The organism is Myceligenerans crystallogenes, from assembly GCF_039529775.1.
In the GTDB taxonomy this organism is placed as follows: domain Bacteria; phylum Actinomycetota; class Actinomycetes; order Actinomycetales; family Cellulomonadaceae; genus Myceligenerans; species Myceligenerans crystallogenes.
Genome location: NZ_BAAANL010000003.1, coordinates 176,119 through 194,381, shown reverse-complemented (window position 1 = coordinate 194,381; position 18,263 = coordinate 176,119). Strand labels below are relative to the sequence as shown.

The following is an 18,263-nucleotide window of genomic DNA, read 5'->3' as shown; positions in this document are numbered from 1 at the left end:
GTTCTCCTTGGTTCCGGATGTGACGGTCGTCGTGCGGGTCCCGGCGGGACGGCGGCCGGGTGGGGTCAGTACGCCCCGCTGGGCATGACGACCTCGCGCGCGGTGCGCAGCAGGATCCCCACGTCCCCGAGCAGGGACCAGTTCTCGACGTAGTACAGGTCCAGCCGGACGCTCTGGTCGACGGGGAGGTCGTTGCGCCCGCTGACCTGCCACAGCCCGGTCATCCCGGGCTTGACGAACAGGCGCCGCTTCCACATGTCGTCGTAGTGCCGTACCTCGTCGGCGATCTGCGGGCGCGGCCCGACGAGGCTCATGTCCCCCTTGAGGACGTTGAGGAGCTGCGGGAACTCGTCGATCGAGTACTTGCGCAGCACCCGCCCGACCGCCGTCACGCGCGGGTCGTCGCGCGGCTTGTAGAAGGCGCCGACCTCGCCGCCCAGCGCGGCGACGAGCTCCGCCTCGGCGCCCTGCCGCATCGAGCGGAACTTGTACAGGGTGAACAGCTCGCCGTTCAGGCCGACGCGCTGCTGGGTGAAGAACACGGGCCCGCGCGAGGTCGCCTTCACCAGCACGGCGCAGATCACCAGGGGCAGCAGGGCCACCGTCAGGATCGTGAGGGAGCCGACGACGTCGAAGGCGCGCTTGGCGACGTGCTGCAACCCGGTGTACCCGGGGTGGGACACCTGGAGCACGGGCACGCCGTCGAGCGGCGTGACGACGAGGCGTGGCGCGGCGACGTCGGCCAGCCCGGGGACGACGACGAGCTTCGCGCCGGTGGGCTCCAGGTCCCAGGCGAGCTGCTTGAGGGAGGCGGGCGTCGCCTCCTCGTGGGCGGTCACGGCGACGACGTCGGCGTCCACGCTCGCCGCGACGTCGGCGGCCTGGCCGACCTCGCCGAGCACCGGTACACCGTCGACCGGCGAGGGCGTTCCGGGCCCGCCGCGCACGCAGACGCCGATGACCTCGAAACCGGCGTGGTGCGCGCGCTCGATGCGGCGGCCCAGGTCCCGGACCGCCTCGTGGGATCCGGCCAGCACGGTGCGGCGGCGGCACTCGCCGCGGCGCCGCATCTCGTGCAGGCGGCGCTGCAGCAGCCAGCGGCCCAGCAGCACCAGCACGAGGCCGACGGGCAGGGTGACGGCCACGTAGGAGCGGGCGAGGTCGAACTTGGCGAGGAAGCAGATCACGGCCACCAGGCCGAAGAGCGCGAGCGACGCGCGCGCCGCGCGCACGTACTCCTCGCGTCCCGACCCGAGCACCTCGGGCCGGCGCGAGCCCGCGAGCCCGAGGGCCAGCACCCAGGCCTCGACCAGCACGACGCTCAGGAGCACGTAGAGGCCGCCGCGCGGTTCCAGCAGGTCGACCTCGACCGCCCGGTCGAACCGGAGGAAGTAGCCGAGCCCGACGCCGAGGCCGACGGCGACGAGGTCGTGCACGAGCGCGCGGGTGTTCAGGCCGTCCTGCCAGCGGGCCGCGGCCCCGCGGCGCGGACGCGGGATGTCGACGTGGAAGCGGTCCGTCTCCCTCGTGCGCGGCGGCGGCCCGGAGAACTGCTCTTCCAGGACCTCGGCGTCGCGATCCAGATCGGAGACCTCGGCCACGTCTCTGTCGATCGTCACGGTCTTTCCCCGGAACCTTCCTGCGAGTTCGAAGTCGTCGACGTCACGTCCACCGGGCCATGCCCGGTCGGTGGTCCTGGCAGGATGACCACCGACCGCGCACGGCCCGGTGAGTTACTCGTCGGATCAGCCGGGCGGTCCCAGGGACCACCGCGGCCTTCGGTCGGTTCAGGCCTGGCTGCGTGCCCGGCGGGTCACGACGAGAGCAGCGATGCCGGCGAGCAGGAGCGCACCGGCGGTGGCCAGGTACGGCAGGCTCGTCGGACCGGTGGCCGCGAGGTCACCGTCGTCGTCCGGGACGACCGGGTCGTCGTCGCCGTCGTCGCCCGGCACCGCGGCGGGCAGGACCGTCAGCGACGCGGACTCGGCGAGTTCTTCGCCGTCGGCGTCGCAGAACGAGATGGTGTAGTCACCCGGAGGCAGGTCCGTGATGGTGAACATGACGGTCTCCCCGGCACCGACCGTCACCTCCTCGCTGTCCACGACGTCGCCGTCCTCGTCGGTGACCACGATGGTGCCGGTGCTGGCGATGGCGCACCACACCTCCACGTGCACGGTCTCACCTTCGGTGACGACCCCGTCCTGGAGCTCGATGGTGCACGGGAACTCGTCCGGTCCGTATTGGTCTGCGACAGCGCTGGTCGCGCCGACGGGCATGATCAGGGCCGCGAGCGCGAAGGCAGCGGCGATAATGCGTCGAAGCATTGTGATTTCCCCTGTAATTGCGTTCTGCTGCGTGAAGGTGCGCTCGGCACCTGACTTCGGACCCCGGCGCCTCAGTCCCTGCCGGAGCCCGAATGACCTCATTCAGCATTGGCCGGATCCGCGTCGGAGATCGTGATATCAGCGGGCCTTGGGCCTGGAGTTACACGAAGAATGACATCTCCGGACTGATGCTTCCCGGTGATCATTACATAGGTCACAGAGGCTGTCGCGCCGGGTGAAAGTTTGATGTCACGCGATGCGACCGAGAGTTCGCCCTGCTTCTTCGGGGTTAGTCCAGTTTCTTTCCCGTCCATTTCCGCGCCGGTTATCCAACCGCCCGCCGGCGCGTACACCAATGACCGCAGCCGTATCTGCCCGGGATTCTCCTCGCCGTACCCGAGAAGGCGTTCCGGCATCGTCGCGACCTGGTCCTCGGGCACCTTCGACGTGTACCCGACGGTCACCGCCAGTTCCCGCGATCCGTCGGGGCGTTCCCCGATCACCCGCACGTCCACCGCCGTGTCGAGGTAATAGGCGATCTTGGCCATGTTGATCCCCTGCGTGAACACGCCCACCACGGGGGAGTCCCCGCGCACGCCGCTCAGGGAGCCGTCGAGCGCCGTGCCCTCGAGCCGGCGGTTGACCGCCTCGTCGCCGGACCACACCAGCAGGCGCCCCTGTCGCGCGGCCACGACGAGCGCCTCGATCATGTTCCGCTCGCCGCCGCGCCCGGCCGACAGCCGGGCGAAGGCCTGCTCCGCCACGCCCGCGAAGATCGCGTCCTGCGTGGCAGGGTCCTCGTGCTCCAGGTAGACCCCGTTGAGCAGGTACTCCGAGAGATCCCCCGGCTCCACCCGCCCCTCGTCCACGTACACCGGGCCGCCGCCGCGCAGCAGCGCCTCCAGGGTGACGGGGTCGGCGGTGAGCACGCCGTCGACCTCCTTGCCGGTCTCCAGCCGCCACATCTCCCGGGCCAGCTCGGCGGCGCGCGGGAAATCAGGGGTGAGGGTGACGTTCTGCATCCACCGCGCGAGCTCGTCCTGCCGCCCGAACATGACGCGCTCGTCCTGGGTCAGCGGCAGCACCGGCTCCTTGTAGTTGCCCATCATGCCGCCGGACATCTGGCCGGTCAGGGTCACCTTGCCCTCGTCGGCGCGCAGCTGGAGCACGGTGCCCGGGATCCCGCCGAGCGCGCGGGGTTCGGCGGGGTTCTGCACCAGCACCAGGTAGTCGCGCGGGCCCTCGGAACCGAGCATCACCGGCAGCACGTCCGCGGCCCGCGCGGCGGTCGCCGTCGTCGCCCGGAGGCTCTGGAGCTGCGCGCCGAGCCGGCCGACGGCGTCCCGGACCTGCGGCAGCATCTGCCCGTCGAGCCGGGCGACGCGCTGGGCCGCCAGGCCCACGGACTCGTCCGCGCGCACGACGTCGGGGGCAACCTTCTCCAGCGGGGCGAGGTCGACCCGCCCGTCGACCGGCGCGAACGCCGCCGGATCCGTGAGCTCCACGCTCCGCGCCAGCTCCGGCAGCGGCCCGCGCGCGAGCTCGTCGACCACCTCGGTCAGGGTCGAGATCGCCACCACGCTCGGCCCGGCCACGGGCAGCTCCCGGGCCAGCGACCAGTGCGGCCCGTGGGTCGCGTCGTGCGCGGCCCGGGCGTCCTCGCGCAGGCGCGCGACCCGCTCGTCGAGATTCGCGACCCGCCCCTCCAGGGCGTCCGCCTGCAACGCGGCGACCCCGCGGGCGGCGTCGGCCAGCGCGGCCCGCGCCCGCACGGCGTCGTACACCACCCACGCGACGACGAGCCCGAGGAGCAGCGCGAGCGCCGCGATCGCCCAGAGGGCGGCGCGCAGCGCCGTGCGGCGCCGCTGCGTCCAGAACGGCACGCGTTCCCGCGGCGGCCGCACCCAGTTCCGGTCCGACGGCGGACGCCGGTAACCGTCGGGCCCCGGATCCAGCGGTTCCGGCCCGGCCGTTTCTCCCGGCTCCGGCTCCTCCACGGTGAGCGCGGGCGTCTCCGCCCATTTCTCGCCCCATCCCGGATGTGTCACTGGTCCCCCTGACCGAAATTCAGACATCCAGATCCAGGCATTCAGGCGGATATCTCCAGTAGAATGCCGCAATACGCGGTAGGTTACCTCTGGGTCCGCCCGCGGTCCTGCGCAACCGTGATAAGCCCTGATATCCCCACGAGATCCGAGCCAAGGAATAGGTCCGCGGAATATGCCGTACAACGTACTCACCGTCTGCACCGGAAACATCTGCCGTTCGCCCGCCGCCGAAGCCTTGCTCAGGGCCCGTCTCGATGATTCCGTCCGGATCTCCAGCGCCGGTACCGGAGCCCTCGTGGGACATCCCGTCGCCGGCCAGATGGCACGGCTGCTCATCGCGGCGGGAGCCGACGTCACGGGATTCGCCGCGCGCCAGGCGACCGCCGGGCTGATCCGCGAGGCGGACCTCGTCCTGGCCCTCACCACGCGGCACCGGGCCTGGGTGGTCGAGGAGGTGCCCGCCGCCGTGCGGCGCACCCTCACCCTGCGCGAGTTCGGCCGGCTGGTCGGCACGATCCCGCCGGGCGCCGTCGACCCCGCCACGCTGCCCGACGACGCCGCCCGCCTCGCCGCGCTCCTCCCCCTGGCCCTGGCGCAGCGCCCCCGGCACGCGGGGCGCCGCCACGCCGACGACGTCGTCGACCCCTACGGGCGCTCCGACGAGACCTTTCGCACGTCCTTCGACGAGATCACCGGAGCCCTCGCGCCGGTGTTCCGGGCGATCTCCCTACACTGAACTCGTGCCCACCATCATCGAACTGCTGGCGCACCCCGAACGCCGCCGCCCCAGCCCGCCGGCACCGCGTGCCGACCTGGTGCGCGTCATGCTGTACGGCATGGCGTCCTGGGCGCTGGGACTGATCCTCGCCGTCGTCCTGAGCTGGACGGGCCTCTGGCCGTGGACCTCGGCGGCGATCTGCGCCGTGGGCCTGGCCCTGGGCCTCCCGGGCCTGCTCTGGGCCCGCCGCCGCTGAACCCGGCGACCGCCGGCGGCCGCGGTCAGGAATCCAGCTGGTCCACCGCGTCGTCGTCCAGCAGCGGGGACGCCTCCGGCCAGTCGCTCGGGCGAGCCTCGACGTCCGTCTCCGAGTGGGCGCCGCAGCCGTGGTCGAGGGAGACCACCTTGCCGTCGTCGGGCGACCACTCGTTGGCGCAGACGCCGAACAGCTGGCCCATCGGGCCCGCGAGCGGGATGAGGAAGCCGCAGCTCAGGCACTCCGAGGCCGAGGCCACCGCGCCCGCCGACGTCGGCCCCCGTGACCCGCGGTACCAGCGTTCCGCCGCCTCGTCGCGGCCCTGCGGGGACAGCACGCGCGCGCGGGCGAGCGCCAGCTCGTCGATCGCGACCTCGTCGACCTCGGGGTCGCCGGTGGGCACGTACCCCGGCTCCAGGCGCGGGTCGTCCGCGCGGAACGGGAGCGTGTCGCCCGGGCCGATGTCGCCGGGGCGCAGCCGCTCCTCCCAGGGAACCCAGGCCGGGGCGAGGATCGCCTCGTCGCCCGGCAGCAGCTCGACCTCGGAGACCGTCACGGTGCGGCCCCGCGGCACGCGCGCGACCGTCACCGTCCAGTGCCAGCCCCGGTAGCCCCGCATCGTCGCCGCGAAGCGGTGCGAGACGACGCGGTCCGCGTCCAGGCCCGCGCCGAGGTGCTCGCCCACGTCGCCCGGCTGGTCCGCGACGTCCTCCGCGGCAGCGCGCGCCAGGTCGACGGCGCCGTTCAGCACGGCGTCCCGGCTGGTCCGCGTGGTGAAGCGGCGCAGGCCGCGGACGGGTGCGGCCGCGGCCGGTGCGGTGGTCGTCGATGTCATCGCTGCAGTCACTGTGGGCCTCACGTGTGGTCGGTCACGCGGCGAAGTCGTCCGCGACCTTGCGCAGCATCTTCGCGATATTTTCCGAGTTGGCGGGGTACCGCCCCTTGCGCAGGCTGGCAGCCGCGGCGTCGAGCACGTTGAGCAGGTCGCCCACGATCACGGCCATGTCATCGGGGGACGTCCGCTTGTTCTTGGCGACCGACGGCACCGGCGCGTCCAGCACCTTGACGGCCAGCGCCTGCGGGCCCTTGCGGCCGTCGGCGACGCCGAACTCGACCTTCGCGCCCTGTTTGGGCACGACGCCGGCAGGCAGCGCCGAGGCGTGGAGGAACACCTCGCTGCCGTCGTCGTCCGCGATGAAACCGAAGCCGCGATCGGCGTCGAACCACTTGACCTTGCCGGTGGGCACCTGAACCTTCTCCTGCTGGGGTGGCGAGCGCAGGCTCGCCGTGACGGATGAGCGGCCGTGGCCCCGCGGTCCTGCGCTGCGGGTACGACGGGCCAGTGCACAAGGTTACCGGGCAGGTGCCGCAAGCGTCGCCTCCATTGCCCGGGCGCGTTCGCCGCATGCGTTTTGCGACGCCGTAGCATTGTCGCCGATGGCCTCATCGCTCCCCGAGGCTCCCGCGACGGCAACCTGGGAATTCGCCAGGCACCTCCGGCAGCGCCCGGACACCGCGCTGGTCGCGCTGCTGCGCACGCGCGGCGACCTGGCCGTGCCCTCTCCGGCCACGCTCCGCTCGCTGGCGGCCCGCGCGTCGAGCCACACCTCGCTGGAACGCGCGCTGACCCTGGTGAACGCGCTGGAGCTGCAGGTGGTCGAGGCGGTCACGGCACTACCGGGTAAGCCGATAGCGGACATCCCGGTCCTCCTGGGGGCCGCGACCCGAGGTTCGGTGGGCGACCACGAACTTCCCGTGCATCGGCCGAGTGCCCTCGACGGAAACCTCGTGGTCGTCGAGCAAAGCTCGTCCGGGGCGCCGGGGCCGGCCGCCGGGTCCGAGGCGATCGGCAGGGCCGTCGGGAACGTTCTGGCCATGGCCCTGATCTGGGACGACGACGGCGCGCTGCGGCCGTCTCCCGGTCTCGGCGAGATCCTGGGCCCGCACGTCGCGGGCCTCGGTCCCGCCCGCCGCGACCCGGCGGCCGACGCGGAGTCCCTGCCGGCGCGGATCGCCCACGCCAGGAAGGATCAGCGCGCCGTGCTCGACGCCCTCGCCTGGGGTCCCCCGATCGGCCGGCTCCCCGCGGCCGGTACCCGGCACCGCGAGGCCGTCGACGCCCTGATCACCAGCAGCCTGCTGAGCCGCGCCGACGCCCAGCACGTGCTGCTGCCCCGCGACGTCGCCCTCGCGCTGCGGGACGGCCGCACCCACCGCGCACCCGAGCTCCGCCCGCAACCGCCCGGGCATGCCGTGCCGGCGGCAACGGTCGCCGCCGAGTCCGCGGCCGCCGCCCTGGAACTGGTGCGCCGCCTGACGGTGCTGCGCACCCTGTGGTCCGACGACCCGCCGCGCGTGCTGCGCAACGGCGGCCTGGGCGTGCGCGACCTGAAGCGCCTCGCGGCGGCCATGGAGTGCGGGGACGACGGCGCCGCGTTCGTCGTCGAGCTCGCGGCCGGTGCGGGCCTGGTGCGGGACGACGGCGAACCGGAGCCGAGCTTCGTCCCGGTGGACTCGTCCTGGGACGAGCTGGCGGACGCCGACCGCTGGGCCGAACCCGCGCGCACCTGGCTGACCTCGCGCCGCACGCCGTGGCGCGTCGGTTCGCGGGACGACGGCGGCGCGCTGCGCTCGGCGCTGTCCGAGGACCTGGAACGCGGCTGGGTCCCGCGGCTGCGCGCCTCGGTGCTGCGGATCCTGGCCGCGTCGGAGCACGCCCTGACCGCGGACGAAGTCACCGCGATCCTCACCTGGGAGTCCCCGCGCAACGCCCCGCCGCGCGAGGCGATCGACGGCCTCCTGGCGGAGGCGGCCACGCTGGGCGTCACGGGTGCGGGCGCCCTGGCCCCGCCGGGCCGCGCCCTGGTGGAGCAGGAGGACCTCGCCGGTGCGCTGCGCCAGATCCTGCCGGCCGAGGTCGACGAGATCCTGCTGCAGGGCGACCTGACCGGCGTCGTCCCGGGACGGCCCTCCCGGACGCTGGCCCGGCTCGTCGAGCTGACCGCCGACACCGAGTCGCGCGGCGCCGCGACCACGGTCCGGTTCTCGCCCGCGTCGGTGACCCGCGCGCTGGACCGCGGGCGCACGGCCGACGACCTGCTCGCCGAGCTCGCCCGGTACTCGCCGCTCCCGGTGCCGCAGCCGCTCGACTACCTCGTCCGGGACACCGCGCGGCGGCACGGGGCGGTGCGGGTGGGGACGGCGTCGTCGTACCTGCGGGCCGCCGACGAGGTCACGCTCGCGGGCCTGGAACGGGATCCGGCCCTGGCCCATCTCGGGCTCGTGCGGCTGGCGCCGACGGTGCTCATCGCGGCGGTGCCGCCCGCGCTGCTGCACGAGACGCTGCGGGAACGCGGCGTCGTCTCGGCCCTGGAAGGGCCGGGCGGCCGGGTGCTCGACGTGCGGCGCGCGGGGGCGCGCGGCCGTCCCGCGCCGACGAGCCGTCCGGCGCGCGCGTATCCCGGGCACCCCGGTTCGGAGGCCTCCCGGCGTTCCGCCGAGGCCGCCCTGGCGGGCCGCTCGGAGGCGGACCTGTCCGCGCTGGTCGCCGCCCTGCGATCGGCCGACGACGACGCCCGCCGGGCCTCGGGTGCGGAACTCGAGGCGGCCTCCGACGCGTCCGGCCCGCACCCGCCGCCGGGTACGGGCCGGACCCGGCCACGGCCGTCGTCGGACAGCAACGGCGGCACGGGAACACAACCGCCCGCGGACGGGTTGGCTCTCCTGCGCGAGGCGGTGCGCGACGGGTCGCTGGTGCGGGTCGACGTCGTCGGGGCGGCCGGGAAGCTGGAACGACGGACGCTGCGGCCCTTGCGGCTCGACGGCGGGCGGCTGCGGGCGGTCGATCCGGCACGCGACGCCGAGCTCACGGTCGCGGTGCACCGCATAGCTCGGGTGGCTCCGGCGGATACTCCCTGAGAGGTCGGAGACACACGCCCGACCATGTCATCTCGGCCGATGGTTGCGCTTCCATCGATCGAATTGACATGGTCGTAGGCTGCTGGGAGACGCAAACCCGGGAGAACCACGAGAGGAATCACATGGCCGACGGCCCGCTCATCGTCCAGAGCGACAAGTCGCTCCTGCTGGAGGTGGACCACCCGCGGGCCGGTGAGGCCCGCCGGGCGATCGCGCCGTTCGCCGAGCTGGAGCGCGCGCCCGAGCACATCCACACCTACCGGCTGACGCCGCTGGGGCTGTGGAACGCGCGTGCGGCGGGGCACGACGCCGAGCAGGTCGTGGACACCCTCATCGAGTTCTCGCGGTATCCGGTGCCGCACGCGCTGCTGGTGGACGTCGCCGAGACAATGGCGCGGTACGGGCGCCTGCAGCTGCACAAGCATCCGACGCACGGGCTGGTGCTGACCGCGACGGACAAGGCGGTGCTGGTCGAGGTGCTGCGCAGCAAGAAGACGGCGGGGCTGGTGGGCGAGGCCCTCGACGAGCTGAGCGTCGTCGTGCATCCCTCGCAGCGCGGGCACCTGAAGCAGGTGCTGGTGAAGCTGGGGTGGCCCGCCGAGGATCTGGCGGGGTACGTGGACGGGGAGGCGCACCCGATCGCGCTGTCGCCGGTGACGACGCCGCGGTCGCCCGGTGAGGAGCCGGCCGAGTGGGAACCGCGGCCCTACCAGGCCCAGGCGGTGGAGGGGTTCTGGCACGGCGGGTCCGGTGTGGTGGTGCTGCCGTGCGGGGCCGGGAAGACGATCGTGGGCGCGGGGGCGATGGCGAAGTCGGGGACGACGACGCTGATCCTGGTGACCAACACCGTCAGCGCCCGGCAGTGGCGCGACGAGCTCGTGCGGCGGACGACGCTGACCGAGGACGAGATCGGCGAGTACTCGGGCGCGAAGAAGGAGATCAAGCCGGTCACCATCGCGACCTACCAGGTGCTCACCACCAAGCGGAAGGGCGTGTACACGCATCTTGAGCTGCTGGACGCGCGGGACTGGGGGCTCGTGTTGTACGACGAGGTGCACCTGCTGCCCGCGCCGATCTTCCGCATGACGGCGGAGCTGCAGGCGCGCCGGCGGCTGGGGCTGACCGCGACGCTCGTGCGCGAGGACGGCAAGGAGGACGAGGTGTTCTCGCTGATCGGGCCCAAGCGGTTCGACGCGCCGTGGAAGGACATCGAGGCGCAGGGGTACATCGCGCCGGCCGACTGCGTGGAGGTGCGGCTGACGCTGCCCGAGTCCGAGCGGATGGCGTACGCGACCGCGGAGCCGGAGGACAAGTACCGGATGGCGGCGTCGGTGCCCGGGAAGAACCGGGTCGTGGAGCGGCTGGTGGCGCGGCATCCCGACGACCAGGTGCTGGTGATCGGGCAGTACGTGGATCAGCTGGAGGAGCTGGCCGCGCATCTGGACGCGCCCCTTATCACGGGGTCGACGACAGTGCGGGAGCGGCAGAAGCTGTTCGGGGCGTTCCGGTCCGGTGAGATCTCACGGCTCGTGGTGTCGAAGGTCGCGAACTTCTCGGTGGACCTGCCGGAGGCGTCGGTGGCGATCCAGGTGTCGGGGGCGTTCGGGTCCCGGCAGGAGGAAGCCCAGCGCCTGGGCCGCATCATGCGGCCCAAGGCGGACGGACGCACCGCGCATTTCTACGCGGTGGTAGCCCGGGACACCGTGGACCAGGACTTCGCGGCCCACCGGCAACGCTTCCTGGCGGAACAGGGGTACGCGTACCGGATCGTTGACGCTGAGGACCTGGACGCCGCGGTGTGATCGCGCCGTCCAGATGCACGTCGGATGTTCTGGCTCGCCCCCACTTCAAGGGCCGAGCAGTACGGCGGGTAGGACCGCGATTCCGTCCGCTCACCTGCATGCGACCGGCCCGCGGAAACGACGACAGCATCGACGATGATGCTGGTGGCGTGGCTCTACGCTGCAGATTCCAGGAACAGACACCGCCCCGTCCTGCGGGTGTTGCCGCCCATCACCATACCGTCAGGCTTGACTGTCAGCGGCGTATCCGCACCTGCGTGGAACGAACGGGCGATGTCGATGTTTGATCCTTGCCGAAGCATCCAAATATTCAAACCAAGGTAAGTATTCGACCTGCATAATCAAACAACTTGCCCAGGCGCTCTACAACTTCAGCACGAGGCCGCTCTTCGGTGTCAGGGATTGATCGTATGAGTACTACCACCTCTTGCCATGGGTCGAACATTTGCTCAGCATCGATCCGAAACTCACCCCGGTCATCTCGATAGTCGATACCCGTGCGACTTCCGATGCGGATCGCGTAGCCATCGGATGAACGGATCCATCCCCGCCAATTTTTCTTGAAGGTCTCGTTCATATTCACCCCACCATATGGGGAACGATTCTATTCCCTTGTTCCACGAGGATCGGGCGCTCGACTCTGGCATAAACCGATCCAGGACGTGGGGGCGCGTTCCTGTTAAAGAATACATGAACATCCCCCTTCGCCCCCCGGGCGAAGCGTGCGGATGCGCGACCCCACAGCCAATTCGTCACGCGCCCGCTGGGAAGTTTTTCCAACACCCGACCCGTGGCGGTCATCTCCAGAGTCTTCGCTCCATTAGCCTCAGCATACGCCCGAGCAGCATCCTTTGATACATCACCGCCCGTCCACAAAACATGGCTCTTGGTCTTCTTGGTCGCTTTAGCTGCGGCAACAACACCTCGAGCCTTGTCGAGAGTCTTGTAGAAGGCTTGGACGCCCTCAACGATTTTCCAGGCGGCCTTGATGGCTTTGACGCCCTTGCCCCAGGGCGTGATGCCGGCGATGAGCCAGGCACAGCCAGCGATGTCGCCACCGAGGCAGCCCATGAAGTCGTTGTAGCCGATGAACTCCTTGAGGAGTTCGAAGCCAAGTTCCATGGCGACGTCGGCCACGGACTTGTCCATGACTTCCCTGGCGTGGGCGATCTCTTCCTCGGTCGGGCCGGTCGCAGCGGGGCCCGTGGTCCCTGCGCCGTCAGCCGCAGTGCCGCCGGTCGTGCCACCTCCGGTTGTGGTGGTGGTCGTTCCCCCCCCAACTCCAGGGCCGACAGGGGTGGAGCCCGGGAAGTCGTCGCAAGCCTGAGCGGTGTAGCACTCGCGTTCGTCGGAGCCCTCGGGGATGCAAGACGTGGCACCGGCACACGGGTCGGAAGTGCAGTCGTGCCCCGCACCGAGGTCACACAGCCCAGTGGCGTCGGAGACGGTGGTGGGGTTGTTACTGGCGTACGCGTACCCGTGCATCTGGGTGGGGTCGGTCAGGTCCATGACCGGGTCCAGCGAGATGAATCTGCCCAACCCGGGATCGTACTCACGTGCCCCGAGGGAGATCAGGCCAGTGGTTTCCCGGTCGTCCAACCCACCGACGAACCCGCGGGTGCCGGGCCATTGTTCGGGCGTTAGGCTGCCCGTGCCCCGTTCCGTGCCGAAGGGCGTGGTACGGCGTTGCGCGACCTGGGACAGGTCTGCGGCGTTGACTGTGAGCTGCCCGGTCCCGTGATGGTCGGCGAGCGTGAAGGTCGTCTTGCCGCCGTTCTCGACCACGGCCATGTGCCCGTCGCCGAGATCGATGTACTGCGTCCTGGTCGTCGTCCCAGGTGAGGTTGACGTAGCGGTGTACTCGACATTCCCCAGGTACAGGGTCGCGGTCGTCTTTCCGCTGGTATCGGTGCTGCGTCCGACGAGCCGGTTCCCCTCGGCGTCGTACACGTACTGTGTCGTCGAGCCGTCGGCGTTCTCGACCTTGCTGAGGCGTCCGTCGTCGCCCCAGGTCAGGTGCTGGGTGTCTCCGCTGATCTGCCGGGATGTGGTCCGGCCGACGGCGTCGTAGGTGTAGTTCTCGACCGAGTCCACCGCCGGGCTGCCGCCCGCGGCCTCTGCAGACTGGTTCACGCTGGTCGCGGTGTGCGGTTGGGCGGCGTCGTATCCGTAGGTGCGGTTCACATCAGCCGGAGTTGCGGTACCCGCGATCCCTTCCTGGATCTCGGTCAGGCGCGAGCCTGCCTCGTCATACGTCCATCGGTGCCAGTACGGCGCCGGCCCACCCAGGAGGCCCGCCGACTCCGCTGCCGCCCCCGAATTGGCGCAGCCCGCGGTGTCCTGCGCCCATGCCGCGGTGAGCTGGGCCAGGTGGTCGTAGCGGAAGCACTGCACGTCGGTACCGGTGCGGGAGACGTCGGTGAGGGAGAGGATGTTCCCGAGATCGTCGTACTCGTAGGTTTCGTGCCGGTCCACACCCGGTTGGTCGAGGCGGTCGATCCGGTACGTCGAGAGCCGGTTGGTGCCATCCTCATAGGTGTTCGTCGCCCACAGCGACTTACCCGTCGCGCCATACATCTCGGTCTGCATCAGCTTGCCCACGTAGTCGTACGTGTGCTCCGCCTCAACACCATTGATTGCGCTGGTACCGGTGACCCAGCCTGTGTAGGAATCGCGCGTGTACACGATTCCGAGACTGTCCTGCGACCCGGACAGGGACGCCATCGGCTGCCCCAGTAGATTCCCCGAAACCGTGTAAGCGGCCGCAGTGATGTAGTTACCCGCCAGGTCACCCTCAGACTCGGGAATCTGGGTGACTGTCCGTAGCGGCCGGTACAGCCGGTCGTAGTCACCGATCAAGGTCTTGTACGCGTTGCTGCCCGAGTAACTGGTCGATGACGCGAGCTGACCCTTCGCACCCGGAACCGTGTCGTACGTCCACGACTTCAGCAGCGTGCCGGTCGCGTTGTTGGTCCGCAACTCGGTGGGTCGGCCCAGCCCGTCGTACTTGTTCCAGGTGACCTTGTCGGCCCCGTCCTTGACCGTGACGACCTGACCACGGTCGTCGTAGGTTGTCGATGTGGTGCCTGCGTCCGGATCTGTGGTCGAGACCTCACGACCCCGCTGGTCGTACCTGTACGTCCACGTGTTCTGTTCCGGATCGGTGACCGAAGCCAGCTCCCCGCGCCGGGTATACGTGTACGACGTCGTATCGAAACCCGACGTATCATCCGGACCGGCCCCGGCACGATCCGTGTGACGACGGATCTGTGTGGTCCGCCCCAGCGCGTCAACCAGCGTTGTGGTCGCCGTGCCGCCCTGCGGCGGGATCGTCGTAGTGCGGTCACCACGGTACTTCCAGCGAGTGGTGTCCAGGATGTTCGCAGGGGAGTCTGAGTCGGTGTAACTGGTCCGGGTCTCGATCGAGCGGCCCAATCCGTCGAAGTCGGTCCGGATCATCGTGTCGACCGACGACGACTCGTACGGGTCGAAGATCGCCGCAGCCGGGGCCTGGTCGTTGTAGTAGTCCAGGTACGACTTGTAGTTCAGGCCGCGCGCGTCATAGAACCTGTCAGCGATGATCCGCCCACCCGAAGGGCCGGGAACCTGAGTCTGGCGTTCCCGCAACATCCCGTCATAGATCGTCCACGACGTGCGCTGCTCACCCTGGTCGTTCAGGACGGTGGCACCGACCGCAGCAGGCTCACCGTCAATAATCCGGTAGGTGTACTTCATGGACGGCAGCTGAGTCGTGGCTCTGTCGGCGAGCCATACCTTCCCTGTGCGCCCCAGAGCGTCGGAGAACACCACCGTGGTGTACCCGTTCGCATCCGTGACGACCGTCGGCGTGCCGCGGCGCGGGTCCACCTTCGTGGTCGTGGTCAGCGCGCTGGTCGCCACCGCGGGGTCGGCGGGCGGCGTCGTCTCCGTCATCGACGTCATGAACCCGGTCGCGGGGGTGTACGACGTCGTCGTGGCACGCCCATCCGTGCGTGCGGCGCGGACGAGCGTGCCGTCACCGTAGCTCGGTGCCGTCACGTCCGCGGAGAGATCGGTCACCTTGGTGACGCGCCCGTAGGCGTCGTAGGTGGAGGACGCCTCGACGTACTTCGCGGTCGTGCCGTCGTACCCGATCAGGTCCGCTGTCCGGGTCATGCGCCCCTCCCTCGGCCAGCCGGTGTAACCCGACCCGTCGTACGCGTACCGGGCGTCATTGATGACCTCGCCGGCTTCGCGGTCTGGCGTCTGGTCGCATCGCACCGCCCAGGTCTGGTTGCGCCGGTGCAAGGTCAGGATGTTTAGATCAGGGTTCGTCGCGTACTTGATCTTCGTGCATTTCTCGTCGCCCGACTCGTTGATGTCACCTCGCTCGGTGATCTCCACGACCCGGCCCGCGACGATATCGCCTTCTGCCGCCACGTCGGCGTCGTAGGTCGTCTCGGTCAGGGTCTCGCGCCATGGCGCGCCACCGGTTCCGAGAGAAGTGAACGTGCGTGTCTGGCTCGTGCCGGAGAACCCGGACCGGATCGTGCCCCAGGTCCGCTCCTTGATCCCTGTGCGATGCCACCACGGGCGGTTGACCGCCTTGGACACGATCGCCCCGCCGACACCGGAGTACTGGGCCGTCTTGTACGCATACCCGGCCAGCCAGTCGCTGTCCGTGATCGGGTCGCCCTCGCCGGTTTCCAATTCCACTGTGACGGACCGGGTGCCGCCGGAGCGGTTGGACCGGTCGCCGTGCATGCCGCGCAGGAACCACGAATCGCTCTGGCTGTACTGCTGCGTCGGCGACCCACTGGTCGTTCGCACGTGCCCGTAGCCGCGCCAGTCGGACCAGGTCTTCTCCTCGTCCGGCGTGATCCCGTTCGAGTCGTCCCAGTGCCACGCACCACCACCCAGGTACTGATATCTCGTCTCTGAATCGGGTGCACCGCCGGTCAGATCCGTGGTCACCGTCGATGTCACCACGTACTTGTTGAACCAGTCAGTTACGGGCGAGAGCTCCGCACCGGGCAGCCGGCGTTGCGGGAAGCAGCGGGTGTCGTTGTTGTTCTCCACCGGCAGGTTGCCTACCTGGCAGGCCGGCTGGGAGTAGCCGACATCGACCTGCCCCCCCGATTCGTCGACGATCGTGGCCAACCGCTCCTTGACGAACGGCGCCTGCCCGTCCCCGGTGTCGTCGAGCCGGTTCGCGAGTTGCTCGTACGAGAACGTCACCGGCGGCAGCGTGACATCACCGGCCAGGCTCGTGTCCGTGGCGTGACCGGTCTTGCCAGTGCGGGTGATCGACTTCAGCAGGAGCTGGTAGTCGACATCGGCGGTCCCCCACCTGTGCTTCAGCTCCCAGTTGTCGACCGGCGTGAACGCACCGTTCAGGTGCACGTTCGTGGTGATCGACGTCATACGCTTACGGCCCCAGAACGACGGCGACGTCCGCCCGTTGTCACAGGTGCCCGTTGAGCTGCAGTTCAGGTCCCACGGTGTGTCGAACCAGCCGTTGGGCTGCGTGCTGATCGAGTCGCACGGGAAGCCCGCAACCTCACCAGGGATGCAGCGCTCCTCGTACCCGAAGGACACCCGCGCAAGCGGCGTCGCGCCCGACACATCACCCGAGGCCAAGCCGTAGTCGATCCGGCTCAGCGTCCCGCCACGGATGTAGTCCGCGTTGTTCGCCGGGTCGCCCAGCTTGCCGTAGTAGTTCGTGCCCTTGGTGTAGTAGTACGAGATCGCGTTGCCCGACGGGTCCACCGCGTAGTCCAGGTTCCACCGCCACGCCTGGTCGCAGATGGACGCCGCGCGGGTGGACGCATGACAGGGGTCACCCGCATCGTCACCCAGCACCGGTACCGTCCAGGTCGAGTGCGTGACCGAGTCACCCGAGGCGTAACCCGGCAGGCGGTGGTAGCCGAAGTAGTACTGGACACCCTCCGGCGTCGTGACCCGCCAGTACTCGTTGTTGTTGTCACCGTTCGAGCGGGCGGAGTCGGTCAGCAACTCGACCTTCGTCCCGTCGTCCTTGGACAGCTTCCACGTGTTGGTCCCCGCCGGGATCAGCTCACCCGCGGCTCCGTTGAATGAGATGTGCGCGTTGTCATAGTCCCAGCACTGGTCACCGATCGCGCGGCCCGCGTCGTTCTTCACGTCGTCCATAGAACATGCCTTGTACTTACGCTCGATGAAACCCGGCCACAGGTCGAACCCGTCGCCCACCAGCGAACTCTGGTTGTTCGTGTTCGACGTGCGCCCGTCGATCCCGCCCGAGTTGTACGACAGACCCAGCTGCGGGGTGAAGGATCCGGGCACGTCCGGGACCGCGATCGGGTAGTTCCAGGAAAACGATCCGGAGCGCAGATCCGTGCTCCACGACGCGGACTTCGCCAGCGGCGTGGCCCCGAAGTCTCCTTCACCACCGGAGGTCGTGGCAGCGACGACGAGGGTCGTCGCACTGGCGGCCGACAGCTTCACCTTGTGTGCGGTCAGCGTCTGGTTCTCGGTGTCGTTGACGAATTGGACCAGCTTGCCGTTCTTACCGGTCAACGCCAGGCGGTCGCCGTAGCTCCCGCCGTATGCACCCGCGAACTTCGAGTAGTCGAGCTCAACGTCAACGGCAGCCGGGCTCGTCGTCCCGGTCGCAGTCTTCGTACCGGACGACGACGCCGCCTCGGGAAGACGCAGTTCGACCACGGGAGCGCCCAAAGAGCCCTGGCGAACGCGGACGGACACCTTCTCGGCCTTCGTACCGCCAGACTGCCGCACCGCGACGGGCAGACCGCCCACCACGGTCGGAGCCGCCGTCGACGTCGCAGCAGTACGAGTGCTCTCGGTGGCCGAAGCGGAAGCAACCGGAACGGTGGCGGATCCCCCCGCAGGCAGTTTCTGGCCCGCGGCAGACACCACCGGCACCTCGGGAAGTTCCGGCGCCCGCGTGCGCGCGTCCGCGCCGGCCACCACGGTCCCCAGATCCGGCGTCGGCGGCTCCTTGGTGACCGCAGACGCGGGCGCAGCAGCGGCCGGCACCAGCAGGGTGGCCAGCAGAGCCGTCGTCGCCGACATGCCGGCCCAGAGCGCCAGCGGACGCCATCGCCCGTCGCTGCTCTGCCAGCGCTGAAGCGCCCGCGGCCCCTCAGCGGTCGCTCGCGTTCTGCTGCTCATCGAGTTCATCTCCACGCCCTGGTTCCTCATGCCGCCCGATCCGAC

At 70.0% G+C, this 18,263-nt stretch carries 11 protein-coding genes; 4 read left to right on the top strand and 7 right to left on the bottom strand.

Annotated elements, in window-relative coordinates; genetic code table 11:
- Positions 1-65: 65 nt before the first annotated feature.
- The 3 genes from ABD208_RS08485 to ABD208_RS08475 all read right to left on the bottom strand — a co-directional run bounded on the left by ABD208_RS08485 (position 66) and on the right by ABD208_RS08475 (position 4,372).
- Entirely contained in the window at positions 66-1,619 is a 1,554-nt protein-coding gene (locus ABD208_RS08485) for a sugar transferase (RefSeq protein WP_344101539.1), read from the bottom strand.
- A 168-nt stretch (positions 1,620-1,787) separates the two neighbouring features.
- Positions 1,788-2,324 (bottom strand): LPXTG cell wall anchor domain-containing protein, encoded by a 537-nt coding sequence (locus ABD208_RS08480; RefSeq protein WP_344101537.1) that lies wholly within the window; start codon positions 2,322-2,324, stop codon positions 1,788-1,790.
- Positions 2,325-2,422: 98 nt separating this feature from the next.
- On the bottom strand, positions 2,423-4,372 hold the full coding sequence (locus tag ABD208_RS08475) for a DUF4012 domain-containing protein (RefSeq protein ID WP_344101535.1): 1,950 nt from the start codon (positions 4,370-4,372) through the stop codon (positions 2,423-2,425).
- Between the two features lie 172 nt (positions 4,373-4,544).
- Between ABD208_RS08475 and ABD208_RS08470 the strand changes: the two genes are divergently transcribed.
- On the top strand, positions 4,545-5,108 hold the full coding sequence (locus ABD208_RS08470; RefSeq protein ID WP_344101533.1) for an arsenate-mycothiol transferase ArsC: 564 nt from the start codon (positions 4,545-4,547) through the stop codon (positions 5,106-5,108).
- 4 nt (positions 5,109-5,112) lie between these two features.
- The gene (locus ABD208_RS08465; RefSeq protein ID WP_344101531.1) at positions 5,113-5,346 is read left to right on the top strand and encodes a DUF2530 domain-containing protein; all 234 of its coding nucleotides are present in this window, start codon (positions 5,113-5,115) and stop codon (positions 5,344-5,346) included.
- 25 nt (positions 5,347-5,371) lie between these two features.
- Here ABD208_RS08465 and ABD208_RS08460 read toward each other — a convergent pair whose 3' ends face one another.
- Positions 5,372-6,181, bottom strand: coding sequence for a DUF3027 domain-containing protein (locus ABD208_RS08460; protein ID WP_344101529.1), 810 nt, complete (start codon positions 6,179-6,181; stop codon positions 5,372-5,374).
- 34 nt (positions 6,182-6,215) lie between these two features.
- Positions 6,216-6,593: a cold-shock protein gene (locus ABD208_RS08455; protein WP_344101527.1), complete on the bottom strand. Its 378-nt coding sequence runs from the start codon at positions 6,591-6,593 to the stop codon at positions 6,216-6,218.
- A gap of 190 nt (positions 6,594-6,783) precedes the next feature.
- Here ABD208_RS08455 and ABD208_RS08450 point away from each other — a divergent pair, with 190 nt between their 5' ends.
- Together ABD208_RS08450 and ABD208_RS08445 are read left to right on the top strand one after the other, a co-directional pair.
- The gene (locus ABD208_RS08450; RefSeq protein ID WP_344101525.1) at positions 6,784-9,264 is read left to right on the top strand and encodes a helicase-associated domain-containing protein; all 2,481 of its coding nucleotides are present in this window, start codon (positions 6,784-6,786) and stop codon (positions 9,262-9,264) included.
- Positions 9,265-9,386: 122 nt separating this feature from the next.
- Positions 9,387-11,066: a DNA repair helicase XPB gene (locus ABD208_RS08445; RefSeq protein WP_344101523.1), complete on the top strand. Its 1,680-nt coding sequence runs from the start codon at positions 9,387-9,389 to the stop codon at positions 11,064-11,066.
- Between the two features lie 310 nt (positions 11,067-11,376).
- On the opposite strand, the gene ABD208_RS08440 is transcribed toward ABD208_RS08445, so the two are convergent.
- On the bottom strand, positions 11,377-11,643 hold the full coding sequence (locus ABD208_RS08440) for a hypothetical protein (RefSeq protein WP_344101521.1): 267 nt from the start codon (positions 11,641-11,643) through the stop codon (positions 11,377-11,379).
- Positions 11,644-11,645: 2 nt separating this feature from the next.
- Positions 11,646-18,227, bottom strand: coding sequence for an RHS repeat-associated core domain-containing protein (locus ABD208_RS08435; RefSeq protein WP_344102275.1), 6,582 nt, complete (start codon positions 18,225-18,227; stop codon positions 11,646-11,648).
- Positions 18,228-18,263: the final 36 nt, after the last annotated feature.